General features: G+C 44.3%; 7 protein-coding genes and 1 riboswitch. All 7 genes read right to left on the bottom strand.

Translation table 11 applies throughout. The features are described from left to right. Positions 1–2 precede the first annotated feature (2 nt). Positions 3–10709, bottom strand: a complete 10707-nt coding sequence (locus tag C6W21_RS15655) for a non-ribosomal peptide synthetase (RefSeq protein ID WP_189318216.1) — start codon at positions 10707–10709, stop codon at positions 3–5. Positions 10710–10853: 144 nt separating this feature from the next. Further along, positions 10854–10946, bottom strand: a riboswitch (cyclic di-GMP riboswitch). A 369-nt stretch (positions 10947–11315) separates the two neighbouring features. Next, positions 11316–12119, bottom strand: a complete 804-nt coding sequence (locus C6W21_RS15650; RefSeq protein WP_106051150.1) for an ABC transporter permease — start codon at positions 12117–12119, stop codon at positions 11316–11318. After that, positions 12112–12981, bottom strand: coding sequence for an ABC transporter permease (locus C6W21_RS15645; protein ID WP_106051149.1), 870 nt, complete (start codon positions 12979–12981; stop codon positions 12112–12114). The genes C6W21_RS15650 and C6W21_RS15645 overlap by 8 nt, the downstream gene beginning before the upstream one ends. Continuing rightward, complete coding sequence (locus C6W21_RS15640) at positions 12981–14072, bottom strand: ABC transporter ATP-binding protein (protein WP_106051148.1); 1092 nt, start codon at positions 14070–14072, stop codon at positions 12981–12983. The genes C6W21_RS15645 and C6W21_RS15640 overlap by 1 nt, the downstream gene beginning before the upstream one ends. An 8-nt stretch (positions 14073–14080) precedes the next feature. Then, positions 14081–15163, bottom strand: a complete 1083-nt coding sequence (locus C6W21_RS15635) for an ABC transporter substrate-binding protein (RefSeq protein ID WP_106051147.1) — start codon at positions 15161–15163, stop codon at positions 14081–14083. Further along, a complete protein-coding gene (locus C6W21_RS15630) occupies positions 15160–17145 on the bottom strand; it encodes a hydantoinase B/oxoprolinase family protein (protein ID WP_106051146.1) in 1986 nt (661 codons plus the stop codon). Before C6W21_RS15630 ends, C6W21_RS15635 begins: the two co-directional genes overlap by 4 nt. After that, the gene (locus C6W21_RS15625) at positions 17135–19204 is read right to left on the bottom strand and encodes a hydantoinase/oxoprolinase family protein (RefSeq protein ID WP_106051145.1); all 2070 of its coding nucleotides are present in this window, start codon (positions 19202–19204) and stop codon (positions 17135–17137) included. The genes C6W21_RS15630 and C6W21_RS15625 overlap by 11 nt, the downstream gene beginning before the upstream one ends. Between the last annotated feature and the right edge of the window lie 220 nt (positions 19205–19424).

The raw sequence follows: 19424 nt of genomic DNA, 5'->3' as shown, positions 1-19424 counted from the left end.
ACTTAAAATATATCCATTAGCTTTTCAAGTTCATCCATAGTGAGATCTTCATCCCCTACATCACTAGGTGTGATCTGACTCTCATCCTGTGATAGACAATGTGAGATCAATGCCGCCACATTCTTTTCTAGGCGTTCCTTGAACTGTTCCATCGTACGTTCTTCAAATTCAAGATGATGATAAGAAATCGTCACATGGAGCATGGCTTGTTCTACGAAACCAACAATATCAAGTGCATGAGGCTTCTCTGATTCAGGGTTCAGCGATTGTCCTGCATGCCATGCAGAGCGTCTCAGTTCACCACCGCCGATCTGTTCATCAAACTGACCAAGATAGTTAAAGCTGATATCTGGTGTGACATCAAATGAGATATCGTCCTTCATCTTGTCAGGGGTTAAATATTTTAATATGCCATAGCCAATTCCCTTGTTCGGAATGTGCCTGAGTTCCTCTTTTAAATGCTTGATCTGATAAGAAAGATCGTCTGCATGCGACATATCCAGTAACACAGGATACATGCTAGTAAACCAGCCAATAGTCCGTGATACATTGATCCCAGGAAGGATGTCCTCTCTCCCGTGTCCTTCAAGATGAATAAAGTGTCTGTCTTCACCTGTCCACTCTTTCATGGACAATCCTAATGCTGTCAGCAAAATATCATTGATGTCTGTTTGGTATGCTTCATGTACATCTGTCAGCAGACTGCGTGTTTCCTCCTCAGACAATGTAAAACGAATGGTCTGTGTATGAAGCATCCGTTGATCCTCCGTCACATGATCCTTTTGAAGCGGTGTAACGGAATGTGCAAGGACCTTTTTCCAATAAGCTCTTTCCGTTAGCAGGTCATCTGACACAGCGTATTCTGTCAGCTTCTGGGCATATTCTTGGAAAGAATGTGTTTTTTCAGGAAGTGTCAGGACTTCCCCGCGCTTCGACTGTTCATAAAGAGCCATAAAATCTTCAAGGAAAATACGCCATGACACGCCATCGATGACAAGGTGGTGTACAGCGATCAATAAATGATCCCCTTGATCCGTTCGGAAAATGGCTGGCTTTACTAAAGGTCCCTCCGCCAGCGATATACTCGCCTGCACTTCATTTGCCAGTTTTTCTACCTGCTGGATTTGCTGCGACAGTTCCCCTTGTACTTTCATCACATCAACAGCCACCATGTTTTCCTCGATTTTTCGATGACGCTGGATCACGCGTCCTTCTTCGAGCGGATACACCATTCGCAAGGCATCATGATGGATCGTCAGCTGCTCCAACACTTGCTGCACGATGGCCTCATCCAAGCCATTTGGCGCATGAAGCATAATCGTTTGGTTCCAATGGTGCTGATTCATAAAGTTTCGTTCAAAGAACCAGCGCTGAATCGGTGTGAAAATGACTTCTCCTTCAACTGGTGATTGGTCGGCTGTCAGTTGATCAGCTTCTTCGATATATGGACGGAGTTCCGCAATCGTTGGATATTGGAACAATAACTTCATATCAAGCTTCCAGCCCGCTTGTGTGAGCCTGCTTGCCATTTGTATGCCTTTAATCGAATCTCCGCCAAGGAAAAAGAAATGGTCGTGAATGCCGACTTGGCTCACGCCAAGCACGTCTTCCCAAATGCCGCATAGAAGCGTTTCGACTTCGTCTCTTGGCGCTTCGTATGCCGTTTGGTTTGCATCCATATCAGGCGCTAGCAATGCTTTCAGATCAACTTTGCCATTTGCGGTCATCGGCAGTTGGTCTAACCTGATGATCCATGAAGGCACCATATAGTCTGGCAACGTGCGTTTTAAGCTTTCTTTTAAGTCTTCTGTTTCATTCTCCGTGATGACATATGCGGCAAGGGCGTCTTGTTCGCTTGCATCTTTGACCGTTGTCACGACTGCTTCTTTGACTTCCGCCAGCGCAAGGAGCTGCGCCTCAATTTCTGACAGCTCAATCCGGAAGCCGCGTATATTAACCTGGTGGTCTTTTCTGCCGAGGTAGATCAGCTCGCCATCCTCTGTCCATTTCACCAAATCGCCTGTGCGGTACATGCGCTCGCCTGGATAAAATGGATCTGGGACAAATCGTTTCTCTGTTTCCTCTGGAAGATTCCAGTACCCTCTTGCCAGTCCTTTGCCTGCAATCACGAGCTCACCCGGTACGCCTAACGGCGAGAGATCATATAACGAACCCATGATGTAGAAACGAGTATTGGCAATCGCTGTTCCGATCGGAAGCGTGCCTTGATCTGGATTGATGATCCCGCTTGTCGCCACGACTGTGTTTTCTGTTGGGCCGTAGTTATTGACGAGTTTATATGGAACAGGCTTCACCTGTTTCAGCTTGTCTCCGCCTGTTAGTAAGTAACGCAAGGAGTGATTGTCCATCGACATAAACTGCTCGCATAGCTGGGTCGGCAGGAACGCAATGGTGATACCTTCGTCATTGAAATACGCATTGAGCTTGATCATATCGAGGCGAATCGCTTCGTCGATGATGTGCAGCTCTGCGCCGGCGATCCAAGTCGGGAACATTTCCCAAATGGAGGCATCAAAGCCAAAGCCGGCATATTTGGCGGTTCGATCCGCGTTTGTCACTTGGAAGGCATCATTGTGCCAGAACGCAAGATTCACAAGGGACTGGTGCTCGACCATGACACCCTTCGGCTGTCCTGTCGTTCCAGACGTGTAAATCATATAGGCGAGATCTGTTGGTTTCATATGAACCTGAATCTCTTGTGCTTCTCCTTCTACGGCATCTTCTATATGCAGGACATGTCCTGTGAATGAAGATGGTGCAGTCAGTCCTTTTTGCATCAGAAGAACCTCTGCCCCGCAGTCCTCTAGCATGTAGGCAATACGCTGATCCGGATAATCCGCATCAATTGGAACGAATGCCGCACCTGACTTCAGGACGCCAAGGACAGCAGCCGTCATATCAAGCGATGGACGGGTGAGAATGCCGACGCGATCTCCTCGTTTTATGCCGTTTGTGATGAGTCTTGAAGCGACTATATTTGCCCGATTGTTCAGTTCTTCATATGTCCAGCTCGTTCCGCAGAAGGTCGCCGCCTTTTGGTGAGGCGCTTCAAATGCCTTAGCCTCGATCAGTTCATGAACGATTTGATCTGACCGGACGTCTAGGAAAGGTCCTGACCATTCGCTGAGCAGTTTTTGCTGCTGCTTCGGTGATAATAGGTGCATTTGATCTAACGATTGATCTGGCGCTGATACCATTTGTTCCAACAGATGAAGGAAATATTCCTTCCACTTTTCAATCGACGACTGTTGAAAGATAGAAGAATTAAAATCAAACACAAGCTCAATGTGATCAGCCGATTCGTTTCCAGTTAAGGTCAAATCAAATTTGGCGATGTTCTCTTCGAATGGCTGTGGGACAATGTGAAGTCCATCCATCGTTAAATCACGGATATCCGCATTTTCCATTGAGAACACCACATCAAAGATTGGATGACGGCTTGTATCTCGAACCGTTTGCACTTGGTCTACCAATTCTTCAAATGGGTACAACTGATGCTCATTTGCCTCTAACACAAGCTGATGAACATTTGACGCAAATTCCGCAGCTGTCAGATGTCCTGCTGGCTTTGTTCTAAGTGCCAGCGTATTCACAAACATACCGATGACAGATTGAATATCAGGATGAGTTCTGCCCACAATCGGAGAACCGATGATGATATCTTCTTGTCTCGAAAGCTTGCTTAAAAGGGTACTGTAGCAAGTGAGCAGGACTGTATACGTCGTGCTGTTGAGTGCTTTGACCAGCTCATCCAATTTCGCTTTAAGCATCCCATCGATTGCAAATGAGACGCGATCTCCTGCGTATGTTTGCACTTTTGGTCTTGGCAGGTCTTCTGGCAGTGCCAGTACAGGCAGCTCTCCTTGTAATTGCTCCAGCCAAAACGCCTCTTCAGCTCTTTTTTGTGTAGCAAATACCTCACTTTTTGACCAAACCGCATAATCCTTATATTGAACAGGTAATTCCTCTAGTTTGTCTCCTCGATAAAGGGCTGAAAGCTCCTCAATTAAAATGCCAACAGACGCTCCATCTGAAATGATATGATGCATATCAATCAATAAATAATGGACATTTACAGAAACAGAAACTAGACCTACTCTGAGTAAAGGCGCCTTTTCTATATCAAATGGACGGATAAAGTCATTCATCAATTCCTGTATGTCTCGTCCGTTCCCTTCGATTTTTTCAATGTCTACAGAGATATTTGTTTCAACCCGCTGAACAGGTTCATTCTGAACAAAATCAAAGCTCGTTCGGAATGCTTCATGACGATGGACAAGCTGTTCAATCGCCTTTTCAAATCGTTTTTCATCAAAAGCGCCTTCCAGCTTTAAAGCAGCCGGCATATGATAGCTTTTCTCCGCCTCGGTCATTTTCTCCAATACAAACAGTCTTTTCTGAGCAGATGTCACTGGATAATAGGCCGCTTCTTCTGTGATCTCCACTCGCTTGATCTCCGTTTGATCCGCTTGATCAACCGCCAAGGCAAACGTCTCTAATGTTGGTGATTCAAATAAAGACTTCAAAGTGAGCTCCACATGCATCTCTTCATACAGCCTGTTCAGCATTTTCATGCCGCGCAGCGAATGGCCGCCGCATTCAAAGAAATGATCGTGCCTGCCGATTTGCGGCACTTCAAGAACTTCCTCCCAAATGCGCGCTACGTGATGCTCTGTTTCGGTTTGAGGAGGGATGTACTCATTTACCTGCTCACTTAGGTCAGGCACCGGTAAGGCGCGCCTATCTACCTTGCCGTTATTCGTCAGCGGAAGCTCGTCTAATTGCATGAAGAACGACGGCATCATATACACAGGCAGTTCACGTCCTGCTTGCTCGCGCAAATCAGTTAATGAGACGGACCCTTCGGCTGTAAAATACGCACATAATGTATCATTTGGAGCAGCAATCACGACGGCTTCCTTCAATTGCGGATGCCGCAGCAGCTGGTGCTCAATTTCTCCAAGTTCAATACGCTGTCCTCTAATCTTCACTTGATGATCGATTCGTCCAATGAATTCAATCTCTCCATTTGACAGCCAGCGTGCAAGATCACCCGTTTTATACATGGCCTCACCAGGGCGGAAAGGATTTTCCACAAATTTTTCGCTTGTGAGTTCTGGCTGCCCATAATATCCTTTCACCAGTCCATCACCAGCGACACATAGCTCTCCCGCAACACCCGGCGGCTGCACATGTCCATATTCATCTACAATGTAAACAGCCGTTTGACTCACTGGCTTTCCAATTGGAATGGATAACGCCTGCTTCTCAATGTGATTCACTGGATAATACGTAGTGAAAATCGTGCTTTCAGAAGGACCGTACATATGAACAAGCTTGCCTTCCCCCACCGTTTCAAGTGCAGTCATGACATGAGGCACGGAAGCTCGCTCTCCGCCAAACAGAACTTTTCTGACGTTCTTCAGGCTGTCTTTTTTCATATCGATGAGTAAGTGAAAAAGAGCTGTCGTGATCATTAAAATACTGACTTTTTCATTCTCAATCGCTCTAGAAAGCTCATTCATATTTAAGATATGGTCCTTTGGCAGAACAATCAGTTTCGCTCCGTTTAATAAAGCACCAAACACATCAAACATAAAAGCATCAAATACATAGTTTGATAGACTCACCACCGTGTCTTCATGATGGATGGTCAGATAATTTGATTGCTTCACTGTTCTCAAAATGTTCCGGTGTGTCACCATATTCCCTTTAGGTTTTCCAGTTGTACCAGATGTATAGGTCAAATTCGCTAAGTCCTCAGGTAAAACTCCAGCATCTATAGGGCTGTCTGATTGCTGAACAATTGCTTGATCTTCTGTTTCGATGATGGTTCCCTCAAAAGAAGCGAGCACCGAACGATGGCGCAGCACTTGATGTGTCAATAAGAATTGCGCACCGCTATCTGTTAAAAAGTGCTTCACGCGCTCATCAGGGAAATCGGGATCAATTGGTACATAGACGCCACCCGCCTTAAGTACAGCTAGAACAGAGAGCACCATCTCATTGGATCGTTCAAAGAATAAGGCTGCTTTCATCCCTCTTTCAAACCCATGTTCACGCAAATAATGAGCAAGCTGGTTCACTCGGTCATTTAGTTCTTGGTAAGAAAGAATCACACCTTCACATTGGAGTGCAGACTTATGACCATGCTCCTGCACCTGCGCTTCAAACTGCGTCACAATGGTTTCTTCTGCCGGATAAGGCGTCGGTAAAGGATTCCACAGATTCAGTTGAGCTTCCGTTTCCTGTTCAGACAGTAACTGATAAGATCGAATCGCTTCCTCTGGCGCTTGGACCATCTGCTCCAGCAAATACATATAATGATGTAGCATCTGCTCGGCTGTACTTCGTTTAAATAGCGCCGTACTGTAATCGAGGACAAAGGATAACCCTTGATCTGACTCCATCGCTTGCAGCGTTAAATCAAACTTTGCAATATGGAAATTGGTTTCTTCAATTTCAACTTGCATCTCTCCAATATGCTGGGCTGATCCATGATCTGGCATGAGTGTAAAAACGGTATCGAATAAAGGATGACGGCTAAAATCTCTTGGCACATTCAGCTTTTCAAGCAGCCGTTCAAATGGATATTGCTGATGCTCAAACGCATGCATCGTCTTTTCCTTAACTTGCTCGATCAACTGCGACATGGTTTCATTCGGATTAACCTCTGACCGCAAAGCAAGTGTCTGGACAAACATGCCGATCATGTCATCCAGGTCTGCATGCACACGCCCTGCCGCCGGTGTTCCAACCACGAATTCCTTTTGACCCGTGTACTTCGCAAGCAATGTATAGTAAGCAGAAAGCAGAACCGTATACAGTGTCGTGTGGTGTTTCGCCGCAAGCTCCTGTAATTGCCCCTTTAACGTTTCATCTATTTCTTTGATCACACGATCCCCTGCGAACGACTGGACCGCCGGGCGCTGATAATCGGTCAGCAGCTGTAAAGCAGGAAGATCACCCGAAAATTCCTGCAGCCAGAATGCCTCTTCTTTTTGAAAATCTTGTTGTTCTTGCCAAACAGCATAGTCCTGATATTGAAGCTTCAATGGTGCTTTGACCGCTCCCTTGTAAGCATCTGACAGCTCACGCAGCATTAAATCAATCGAAAGACCATCTGAGATGAGATGATGCATATCGAAAAAGAGCAGGTACTCCTGATCATGTAATGACTTCAAGCCAATACGAAGAAGTGGTGCACACTCAAGGTCAAAAGGTCTGACAAACTGCTGCATATTTTCTTCCATCGTGCCGCCTGTCAGCTGCTCTATTTGAAATGGCACGGTTGGAGCTACCCGCTGACGTGGAACACCTTTCAACGTATGAAAAGACGTACGCAGCATATCATGACGTATGATGAGTTTTTCAAAGGCTTCAGTCAGCTTCTCTCGCTGCAATGTTCCTTTTAACCTCACAACAGCCGGCATATGGTATGCAGTGCTTTGCTCCAATTGACTCACCATATAAACGCGCTGCTGTGGAGGTGACAATGGATAATGGTCTGCTGCCGGTGCTTTTGGTATCACCCTTTCAGAAGATGTTTCCGCTTGCTCAATGTAGGCAGCCAAAGCGGCAATGGTCTGCTGTTCAAATAAAATGGAGAGCGGCACCTCCACCTGAAAGTCTCGCTGAACATGTGTGAGTACTGTCATCGCTTTAAGTGAATGACCCCCTCGCTCGAAGAAAGAATCATATACACCAATCTTCTCTTGATCAAGGATTTCTTCCCACAAACGCACAAGCTTCGTTTCGAGATCGTTTCTAGGTGCAGCATAAACAGCATGAACTGCTTTATCGCCTTTTAAAGCAGCAAGTGCACGACGGTCGACTTTGCCGCTGACTGTGAGTGGAAATGCATCGAGCTCTTTGAAATAGAGCGGCATCATGTAAGCTGGAAGCTGATGTTTGATAGCGGCTTGCAGCATGTCAACTGACACACCTTCATGACGAGCTTGATAGTAAGCACTTAACGCCTTTTCACCGTCCGCTTCATCAACCACAAGTACGACAGCTTGATCAACTCCATCTACCTGCTCCATCACCGCTTCAATTTCGCCTGTTTCTATGCGGTAACCTCTTATTTTCACTTGATCATCCATTCTGCCAAGATAATCAATGGTGCCATTCGGAAGCCATCTGACTAGGTCCCCTGTTCGATACATCCGCTCGTGTGGAGAAAACGGATCTGCCGTAAATACTTTCTCCGTCAATTCAGGCTGATTCACATAGCCTCGTCCAACACCTATCCCCGCAATGCATAGCTCTCCAGCAGCCCCATGTACCTGTAATTGATCATGGTCATTTAAAATATAAAGACGGTGATGACCGAGCGGTTTTCCGATCGACACATAACGCTGCTGTTCAGATGATTCGCGCAGCTCACTTAGTTCCAAGCGATGGACCGCCGCATCGACACACGTCTCAGTCGGACCATACACATTCCACAAAGTAAAATCAGGCTCACTCATACGAACCGCTTCAATGAGAGAGTGTGCTGCTTTCGCAGGCAATGCTTCTCCCCCAATCAACATGTGTGTCAAGGACAACCCGTCTAAATCCGCTGCAAGTAAAAGCTGCACATGCGCCGGTGTTCCGTCCGCTGCTTCAATTTGATGTTTACTATAGTAATCCGCTAATTGAACACCATTTCTCGTTGTTTCTCGCGGGATGATATGAAGCGTATGTCCAAATAAAAGAGCAGCAAATATTTGTTTCACCGATGCATCAAAATGAAATGGTGCAAGAAGCGCCATTTGAAGCTCACTCGTCCCTTGATAAATCTCATGATGCAAGGCATGGACCAAATGATGTAGCTGAAGATGCTCAATCATAACGCCCTTCGGCTTCCCAGTTGTCCCAGATGTATAAATCATATAAGCCAAATCCTTAGGTGCCGACTGATCTACAAGCTCAGGAAGCAGACCATCATCTAATTCGATTTGCTGCTGCACGACCATTTTTTCCGAGAGGGCACGGTATGTTGAAACGAACGATTCCTCTGTTAACACAATGGAAGCACCTGAATCCTCCACAATATACTGAATACGCTCCTCAGGTAATGCCGGATCAATCGGTACATACGCTCCGCCAGCCTTTAATATGCCGAAGATCGCCACCATAGCATCTGCCTTCCGATCCATTAAGACAGCAACAGGCACATCACGCGAGACACCTTTCATTTGTAAAAACCGCGCCAGCTTTTCTGCCTTTTGATACAGCTCTCCATAAGTAAATGCTCCATTTTCCGCTACAACGGCTGTCCGATCTGCATACTTATTTGCTGTCTCATCAAACATGTGATGAACTGGTTTTTCAAACGGTTTTTCAAACGGTTTTCTCTCAGATAATTGCAGCAGTTCCTTTTGTTCATCTGGTGGAAGTAAAGGGAGTTTCCCGATCAGCTGGTCAGGCTGAGAGACCGCCGCCTCTAGTATGATCAAAAATCGATCAAACATCTTACTGATTTCTTCTTCGGTGAATACATCTGTACGGTAGTCCAAATCAATGGTCAATGTATCTGTATCCCAGCGGTCCTTTACATGGATTGAAATATCATTCATTCCGCTCCCGCTAAAGATCGGTTCAGTAATAAAAGACAGATTCTCTTTTTTCTGCCACTGCATAACCTGGTATTCTAAAGAAATATCAAAAAGGCGTCCTGTAAACCCTTCTCTTTCTCGCAAATCATTCATGAGGAGATTGTAAGGGTACTTTTGGTGACGCAAGATCTTCATTTGATCCGCCATGACCTGTTTTACGAAATCAAGAAATGATTGCGACCCCTGAACAGATGCACGCATTGGAATCGTGGAAACAAACATACCAATCATCTTTTTTTCTTTGGCATTCGTTCGGTTGCCCATAAAGGTTCCAAGAACAACATCCTCCATGCCGCTAAAACGATGCAAATACATATAAACAGTGGACATAAACATCGAGAGCATACTGACTTTCTGCTCTTCACAAAACGCACGAAGCTTCTCCTTCAAAGAATCTGGAATATCCCCTGAAAATCGCTCCGCATGTAAACTCATCTCGTATCCCTTATGCGGTTTTAAAGAAGCGAAATCTGGAATATTGGCAAATTGCTCATTCCAAAAGGATTGGTCTTTTTGAAATCGTTTAGAAGTTTCATAGCTTTGCTCACTCATGATGTGGTCAACAAAAGAAATCTCCTCAACCGGTGAGATGTCTACCCCGTGCAGCATGTCCTGGTATAAGTCGATAATGCGATTTCCCATCAAGATAATCGAGATACCATCCGCCACAATATGATGTGCTTTACAGAACAGCCAGCACTCTTGATCACTAATTTGAAAGACCGTAAATTCAATCAAGGGGCTGTCAATCAACGGCATCGGCTCACGGATTTGCTCATTCGCCCAAGCCCTCACTTCTTCTTCACTCCAGCCCTTCTCCATGCGAATCGGCTTTTCTTCATAAGGCTTTATATATTGAACAGGCTCCTCCTGCTCATGTCGATACACCAGCCTCAAACGAAGGGAGTCAGTTTGGCGAATGTACGCTTGAAGTACGTCAACGACTAAAGATGGATCCAAATCTGATACCGATCTCAATCTGGCGAATCCACCCAAATTAGAAATACTTGTACCTGGATAAAACCTTTCCGTGTAGAATACTCGCTTTTGCGCATGTGTTAAGGGGTAATAAACTGTATTCATTTTCATCCTCCGCCTCTTCTATGTTTTCTCCACCAATGTGACACCCTGCACCCTCTATACCAAAAGAACCAAGTCTATTTGATTAAATAAACGGAATATGAAAAGAAGCCCACCCCGAATAAAACGGAGGGACTCCCATTTTGATTCGGTAACCTGCCGACCATAGTAAAAAAGCAACATTTACCTTAGGACATGGCTTTGCGTCTCTACGTTTCCATAGATTTGCCTTTTTCTTCTTTTCTTTTTAAATATTTTCTATTTACGTCCACTTTATATGAAATTATTGTTTTTTTCACCGAAAAATGGGTGTAAAGATTCATGCGTTATACCGAATGAATCACATGATAATTTACGATATTTACCGAAAATAACTAATAATAGTTGCGTTCAACCGAAAATAATCGACTAAATACCGCAAAAATTTCATGTTTCCCCTTAAATTTTGCAAATATGACCGAAAATCTAGGATAGAGGTCTCCTTTCATCCTCCAAAATTTCTTAAATCTTAAGAACTATATTCCCTGAAAAATTGAAAATATTTACCGTAAAAACAACACAAAAAGAGCTGCCATTTCAAATGACAGCTTCCTTGTTTCTTCATTATATTTACATCACCTTAGACAGACCAATCGTTTTCTCAATGATGAGCAACGCAATGATAGAAATGATAATAAATATGACAGATATCGCATTGACACTCGGATCAAAGGTTTGCTCAATGTAATTAAACGTCCTGACGGGAATCGTAATCGTTTGGGGAGAGGAAACGAACAAACTGATCGATATTTCCCCAAATGACGTCACAGCTGAAAACACCCCACCTGCAATAATTCCTGGCTTAATCAAAGGCAGCGTCACCCGAAAGAATGTACGAATGGGTCCTGCGCCAAGATTCATTGAAGCTAGCTCAAGCCGCGGGTCCAAATTAGAGACACTGACGCCTACTGTTCGAACCACATAAGGAAAGCCAATAATGACGTGACCTATGACAAGCGCCCACAAAGATCCCGTAAACCCCATAGCCGTAAACAAATAAAGCATGGCAATCCCTAACACTACCTGAGGAATCATAAGAGGTGACAAAATAAAGGCTTGGATGACCTCCTTTCCCTTAAAGGAAAGTCTTGCTAAAGCATACGACGCCATCGTGCCTAAAATAACCGTGAGAGGCGTTACGATGAATAGCAAAATCACACTGATACGCAGAGACTCCATCCATTCTGGATTCGACACGACCTCTTGAAACCAACGAACGGAGAACGAAGTCGGCGGAAATTCAGGAAAGGCATTTGGACTAAAAGCAGATAGGACAATGACAAGAACAGGTATGGTTAAAAAGAGATAAACCAATGACCCAGCAGTCCAAATCAGGATTGAAAGCAAGCGGTCACCTAATGATTTTTTACGCATGCATCCTCGCCTCCCAACGCTTCAATAGATAGCTTAATAAACTGACCACCACAAGCACACAAACCAATAACGTAAAGGACATCGCTGCAGCAAGAGGCAAGTTATATACCTGCATGACCTGCTGATAAATAGACAGCGGCAGCAGAGGCTGCATCCTTCCGCCTACTAACAGCGGGGTGATATAGCTCCCAGCCGCCAGTGAAAAGACAATAATAGCCCCAGTCACCATACCTGGAATGGTCAGTGGAAAGGTTACACGAAAGAAGGTTCGAATACGTCCAGCTCCTAGACTCATAGAAGCCGGTCGTAAATGACGATCCATATCGGTTAGGCTCGTCGCGATAGGCAGCACTGCAAAAGGCAGCATGACCTGAACATAAGCAATAATCACGGCATTCATATTCCACAGCATAGAGAGCGGCTTCTCAATCACATGTAAATCTAATAACATGCCATTGATCAGACCATTTTGCGAAAGAAGGACAATCCATGCAAACGTCCGAATCACAACACTTGTCAAAAGCGGCGAGACAAGTAAGATATAGAAAAATGCCCGCAGACGCGGATGAGGTGCCTTGACGAGCACGTATGCTGCGGGGTATGCCATCAATAAACAAATCACCGTTGTCTGTAAGGCTACCCACACTGTACTTCCAATCGCCTTCACATACGCATCTGTCGTGAACACATGAATATATTGTGAAAAGCTGTATGTTTGTAATGTATTCATCATTGAATCTACATCGCGAAAACTGAGGACGAACATCATCACAAGCGGCGCTAGAAGAAATACAACAAGAAACAAACACGCCGGCAGCAGCATGAACCAATGAAATCGCTGATTCTTTTTCTTGTTACGCATCACGTATGCACCTTCGAATCTAGGAAAACGATATCTTCAGGCTGCCAATTGATATGAATAGCTTCTCCAGCTTTCGGCAGTTCAGGAAATGCTGCATCAGAAGCATGGACAATCATTTCACCGCTATCGAGCTCTACCACCAAACGTAATGAGTGACCGATATAACTGACATCTGCCAGCACGCCTGATACATGGTTGGGCTGAACGTCTTCCCGCTCAGAAGATATGCTGATTCTTTCAGGACGGAGCATAAGTAAATGATTCCCCTGCTTCTCTTGGTGTGCCGCAGCCTTTAACTCAACGTGCTGCCCGTTTGACTGGGTTAAATGAGGAACGATAAATGCAGCTTTAGCTTCATCATATAATGCTTCAAATAGGTTCACCTGTCCGATAAATTCAGCAACAAATCGATTGTTTGGCTGGCGGTACACCTCTAAAGGCGTCCCAATCTGCTGAATTTTCCCCTCACCTAAAATCCCAATCCGATCAGAGAGACTTAATGCTTCCTCTTGATCATGGGTCACGAGGATGGTTGTAATCCCAACATTTCTTTGAATATTTCGAAGCTCCGTCTGCATGTTTTTTCTAAGTTTTGCATCTAGGTTACTGAGCGGTTCATCAAGAAGAAGAACAGACGGCTGAATCGCAAGCGCCCTTGCAATCGCTACCCGCTGCTGCTGTCCACCACTTAATTGATGCGGCATACGTTTCGCAAATGCCTCTAATTGAACAAGAGACAAACTCTCCATGACCTTCTCTTTGATTTCAGCCTTCTTTTTCTTTTGAACCTTTAATCCGTACGCCACATTATCAAATACGGTCAGATGCGGAAAAAGTGCATAGCTTTGAAAGACCATACCCGTTTTTCTTTGATAAGGCGGTAAAGTCGTCACATCCTGATCACCAATATAGACGACGCCTTTTGTTGGTTCTAAAAAACCGCCAATGATGTTTAATAACGTTGATTTTCCGCAGCCGCTAGGGCCAAGAAGGGAGAAAAACTCTCCCTCATTCACCGTAAGACTGACATCGTTAAGAGCAATCTGCTCGCCGAAATGCTGGCTGATATGTTCTAAATGGATTCCACTCATGCGATCACCTATTTTCCTCCGCCTAATACTTCGTTCCATCGATTTGTCCAATTGCCAAGCTCCGAAGTTGCTGTTTCGTAATCTACCCAAGTCAGCTTGCTATAATAATTCTCTCCAACCTTGACCTTCCCCTTAATCTTGTCACCGTATTTCACATCAGAATTCGACATACCATAATAAGATTTTGCCGAGAAAGCCTCCTGAGCTTCTTTTCCACTTAAATAGTTTAATAGTTTGTAAGCCGCTTCTTCATGCTGACTTCCCTTCGTTAAAGCCCAGCTCGCAACAGCTGCAACAGCGCCTTCTTTTGGATATGAGAAACCAATATCCATTCCTTCTTCTTCAAGTGCAAATACTCGTCCATCCCAATATGGAACTGCTGTCACGTCACCACGTTCTAACAAGGTTTGAATAGACCCTGGATTATCTGGAAAAGCAGCTACATGTCCTTTTAATTGCGAAAGGCTTTTAAAGGCTTTATCAATATCCTTAGGATTTGATTCTGTCCCCCCTTGAGCATGGACAAGCGCAGAGAAAAATTGCAACCCGGCTGAATAAGTCGGAGATGAAATTGCTACCTTCCCTTTTAGCTGACTGCTCCATAGGTCTGTCCAGCTGTTTGGTTCCTGCTTCACAAGATCTTTTCGATAAGCAATTCCTAGCTGCCCCATGCTAAAGCCTGCTGCATATTGTTTCCCATCAATAGTAAGCTTCTTTTGGACAGAACGGTAAAGTTTTTTGACATTCGGTGCTTGCTCTTCGTCAATCGGCGCAAGAACATTTGCTGCAATGCCTCTTTGAATCGTATCAGGCTGTAAAATAAGCAGGTCATACGGTGGATTTTTTCCATTTGACGCTTTTAATTTCGTAAACCATTCAGAATCCGCTCCAGAGACGGTTTGGACTTTAATTCCCGTATCTTTTTCAAACTTTTCTAGGATTGGTTTGATATTCTTTTCCCAATCGCCTCCGTATACGCCAACGATCACAGTCTGCTGCTGTTTACCTTGATCCTGTCCACCACCACAAGCTGTCAGCAGTAGAATCATTGATAGCACACCTGCAAAAATAGTGATTAATCTTCTTTTCATGATTCATTTCCCCCTTTTTGTCCATCCATATCACGAAGTGTTTGAATAATATCTTTCTTTGTTAACGGCTCATTTCTATGATTGAAATGTTGATGAACTGCATGTTTATAATACGTACGTTCATTAGCTGGGTAGGAACGCAGCTGCACGGCAAGCTCGCTGCTGGCTTCATCCGTCCATACTTTCTCATAAGCTTCTCTGTGTTCTCCGAAATCCCACATGATATTAGCAGGATGATCGACCTTTTCACGAAGCTTATTCGTTTGTTCTTCATCAATCTTCCATTCATTGTGGTCTAGATACACTTTAACGCCATATTGCTGCAGCGCTCTTTCTTCACTTAATAGACCTGCTTCCACTTCCTGAAGGACTTTTTCTTTCTTTCTAGCAAATGGATTTCCCCAGCCGCCTCCACTTGGTGATATTAATTGCACAATATCGCCTTTTTCAAGACGCAGAACATCTATTTTCGGCTGGTCTCTTTCTTCACCTTTTGCTGTGATCAGCTTGACCTCACCAACAGCTCCTGCTCGGCCGCCCATTAACCCCCAAGGCTGAAACTTCATCCGTTCCATTCCTCGTGCGGTCACCATAGATTCAGGCTTGATCATTTCAAATTCCAAACCAATCGCATGTCCGCCTCTGTTTTCTCCTGCCCCGCCTGTGTTCTGCAAAAGCTCATATCGGTGAACATGAATATCAATATGCTGTTCTAAACTCTCAATGGGTGTATTCTTCAAAAATCCAGACGAATGATCAATGCCATCCACTCCATCCGTTCCATTTTGAGCACCGCCGCCTCCGCCTAATGGTTCGACAACAGACATTTTCCTGCCACCTGTTTGATCATCAGGAACAGAGAGAACAACAATAGCAGATTGACCTGCACCCGCTGCCGGCACCGCTTCAGGTAACAGCTTACCAATGGCGCCTAGCACGACATTGTACAGCCTCATCGTAATCGAATGCCGAATACCAACAGAAGCCGGGTATTCTGGATGCACCAGCGTTCCTTTAGGTGAAATCACTTCAATCGGATATGTTATTCCGCCATTAATCGGGATAAAGGGATCTTTACTAATAATGTAATTAATCAACCCTTGATATAGGAAGGAATGCTTCTGACCATTAGTGACAAGATTAAAAGCTGTTTTCACTTGCGGGTCACACTCAGAGAAATCCAGCGTCAGCTGCTTTCCTTTGACCGTTAGCTTGATTTTCAATCGGATCGGCACATCCGAGATCATATCATCATCTAAATAATCAGCGAATTCACTCGTTCCATCCGGAATGGCTTCAATGACCTTTCCTGCACGAACCTCGGCTTGTTTCAGGAGGTCCATCATTCCTTGTTTCACTTCATTTTTTCCAAATTTATCGATCATTTCTTTTAACCGAATTTCTGCTGTATTTACTGCAGCAATCATCGCATTGATATCCCCATCATTTAAATGACTGGATCGGCTGTTGGCTCTTAAAAAGGTACGAACGACCTGATTCTCTTTCCCACCTTCATAAATTTTCACTGGCGGGATTCTTAACCCTTCTTGATGGACATCTGTCGCTGTCGGTGAAATACTCGAGGGCACAAGTCCGCCCACATCACTCACATGAACAAAAGACCAAGCATAGCTGACAATTTCACCATCTACGAAAATCGGCTTAATGATATGGACATCCGGCAGGTGAGTCGCTAAACCATCTGTCGTATACGGGTCATTTGTGATGATAATATCTCCTGGCTGCATCGCTCCGCTCTCTTCAATCGCTTTTTTAAGGCTAAGCCCTAAAAAGATCGTTACACCCACTGTCTTCGGATAAACAAAGAAATCTCCAGAAGGCGTGGCTAACGCTGTCGCAAAGTCAGCTGATTCTTTGACAAAAGTCGTAAAAGACGTCCGCTCAATGACATGTCCCATGCCTGATGCAATTGCATTAAAATAACTGCGCATCATCTCGAGCTTTGCTGGATCAGTTCTCATGTAAAGCCGCCTCCCTTGAAATCACCAAGTTCCCTGATTGATCAATGCTGCCTGCCCATTTTGGCAGAATCAATGTTGTCGTATCATCCTGCTCAATAATGGCAGGTCCATTGATGACAGAACCTACTGACAAAGTATCTCTGTGATAAATAGCTGCTTCATATTCTTTGTCTTCTATAAAGATTCGCCTGTATTCATGTGGCTTCAAAGATTGTCCGCTGCTTTCATGAACAGGTGTGAAAGGCAGCGACGGCGTCTCGCCTATGACTCGAACTCGTAAATGAGTAAACTCGATGTTTGCCTGATCATCTCTATGACCATATTGACGCTGATGCAGTTTGTGAAAGGCTTCAATGAGTTGATGGATATCTTGTTCTTGCTTCAGCCATTCAGCTGATAATGGTAATTCAATCTCAAAGGCTTGTCCTTGATAACGTGCGTCTGCCAATAATAGAATAGATGTCTGTTTAATATGTTGAATGTTCTGCTGACTGAACCAATCAGCCGCTTTTCGCGAAAGCATCTCATAATCTTGTTTAAGTTGTTCTATCGAGTAGTCTTGTAAGCATATTTTCTTCGATAGCACTGCATCATGAATAAAATCAGCAGTCAGAGCACCTAATGCACATAATGTTCCTGGACTTGGAGGAACAACCACATTTTTTGCATGGATTTCTCGCGCAAGGAAATTCGCCACAACCGGTCCTGCTCCGCCAAACGCCAGTAAACTAAAATCTCTTGGGTCAAACCCTTGCTGCTCCATGACATTGCTTAATTCTGTGTACATATTGGCGACAGCTACTTGAATCAGCTGGTCAGCCGCTTCTTCTACCGTTTTGTTGAGCTGGTCAGCAATTGGCTGAAAGGCCTTTTCCGCCGCAGGCAGCTGTAATTGTAAATGTCCTCCAGCAAAACGCTCTTGATTGAGATAACCGCATATGAGGAACGCATCAGTTAAGGCGGCTTTCTTTCCCTTACCATACGAAGCTGGTCCCGGCTGTGAGCCAACTGATTCTGGTCCTGCTTTGAGAAGCCCGCCCTGATCAATCCACGCGACAGAACCTCCGCCTGCCCCTATTGAATACATCGCAACAGATGGAAGAATGATAGGAAAACCTGAAAGCTGATTAGACTGAGCCATTGTAGGCTGCCCATTTTGAATAATAGAGATATCTGCACTCGTCCCCCCTACATCAAAAGTGATCAGGTTGGATTCGTTTGCAGAGGCTGCGATTCTTGCCGCACCAATGACACCAGCGGCCGGACCAGAAAAAAGTGTTTTAACAGGTGAAGTTGCTGCACTTTCTGCATCCATTAAACCACCATTTGATTGTGTAATGTATGGAGAAATTGGTACACCTTCTTCTTTCAAACGGCTTCTCAATGTTTGTAAATACTGTTTTACCTTTGGTTGGATGTACAAATTGACAACAGACATCACCGTACGCTCGTATTCTCTCATTTGAGGCCATAATTCAGAGGAAGTAAGGACTTCTAATTGCGGATAATGGTGTTTAATATAGGCTTTTGCCTGTAATTCATGAACTGGATTTTGATAACTATGTAAAAAAGAAATGACAATACCTGCTAGCCTTTTAGACATGACCTGCTGGACAGCATGATCTAATTGCTGCAGATGGAGAGGTTTTTTGATCGTACCAGCGTGTATCAACCTTTCAGAGATTGGATATACATGCTTTCGTGGTATCAATGGTTCCGGCAAACGAGAATTGAAGTCATAAGGAATGGGTAATCGTAAACGTTGTAGTGACAATATGTCTTGAAAGCCTTCCGTCACAAAAAGGGCTAAGTCTGCTCCTTTTCGCTGCAATAATGTATTAAGACCGATTGTCATTCCGTGTACGAGATATTGGATTTTAGATAAATCAACACCCCTGTCTTTTAGAAGTTTTAGCCCATTGATAATTCCCTGGGCTGGGTCGTCAGTCACTGTGGGTGTTTTGAGTTCAGTCAGCGCCCCTGTTGCTTCATTCATCAGCGATAAATCAGTAAATGTTCCGCCTATGTCTATACCAAGCCGATAAGAGACATCCGCCATTTGTACTTCCCTCCTACAATGTAAATAGAATCATATTTTGATAAATTACGACATTTTTTGATATTTGACTCCATATTATTAAAGCATATCGGTCTAGTCAATTTTATTTTTAAAAATTTCTGTGTGTTAAATTCTTGAAATTAGCCCAAAAAGCAGTGATAAAGCCATTTTGATAAACCATAATCTTTTTATGAACAGCAAAATTAAAATTTTTATGAAT

Source organism: Bacillus sp. NMCN1 (assembly GCF_002998085.1).
Classification (GTDB): domain Bacteria; phylum Bacillota; class Bacilli; order Bacillales; family Bacillaceae; genus Bacillus.
This window is presented reverse-complemented; position numbering and strand designations above follow the sequence as displayed.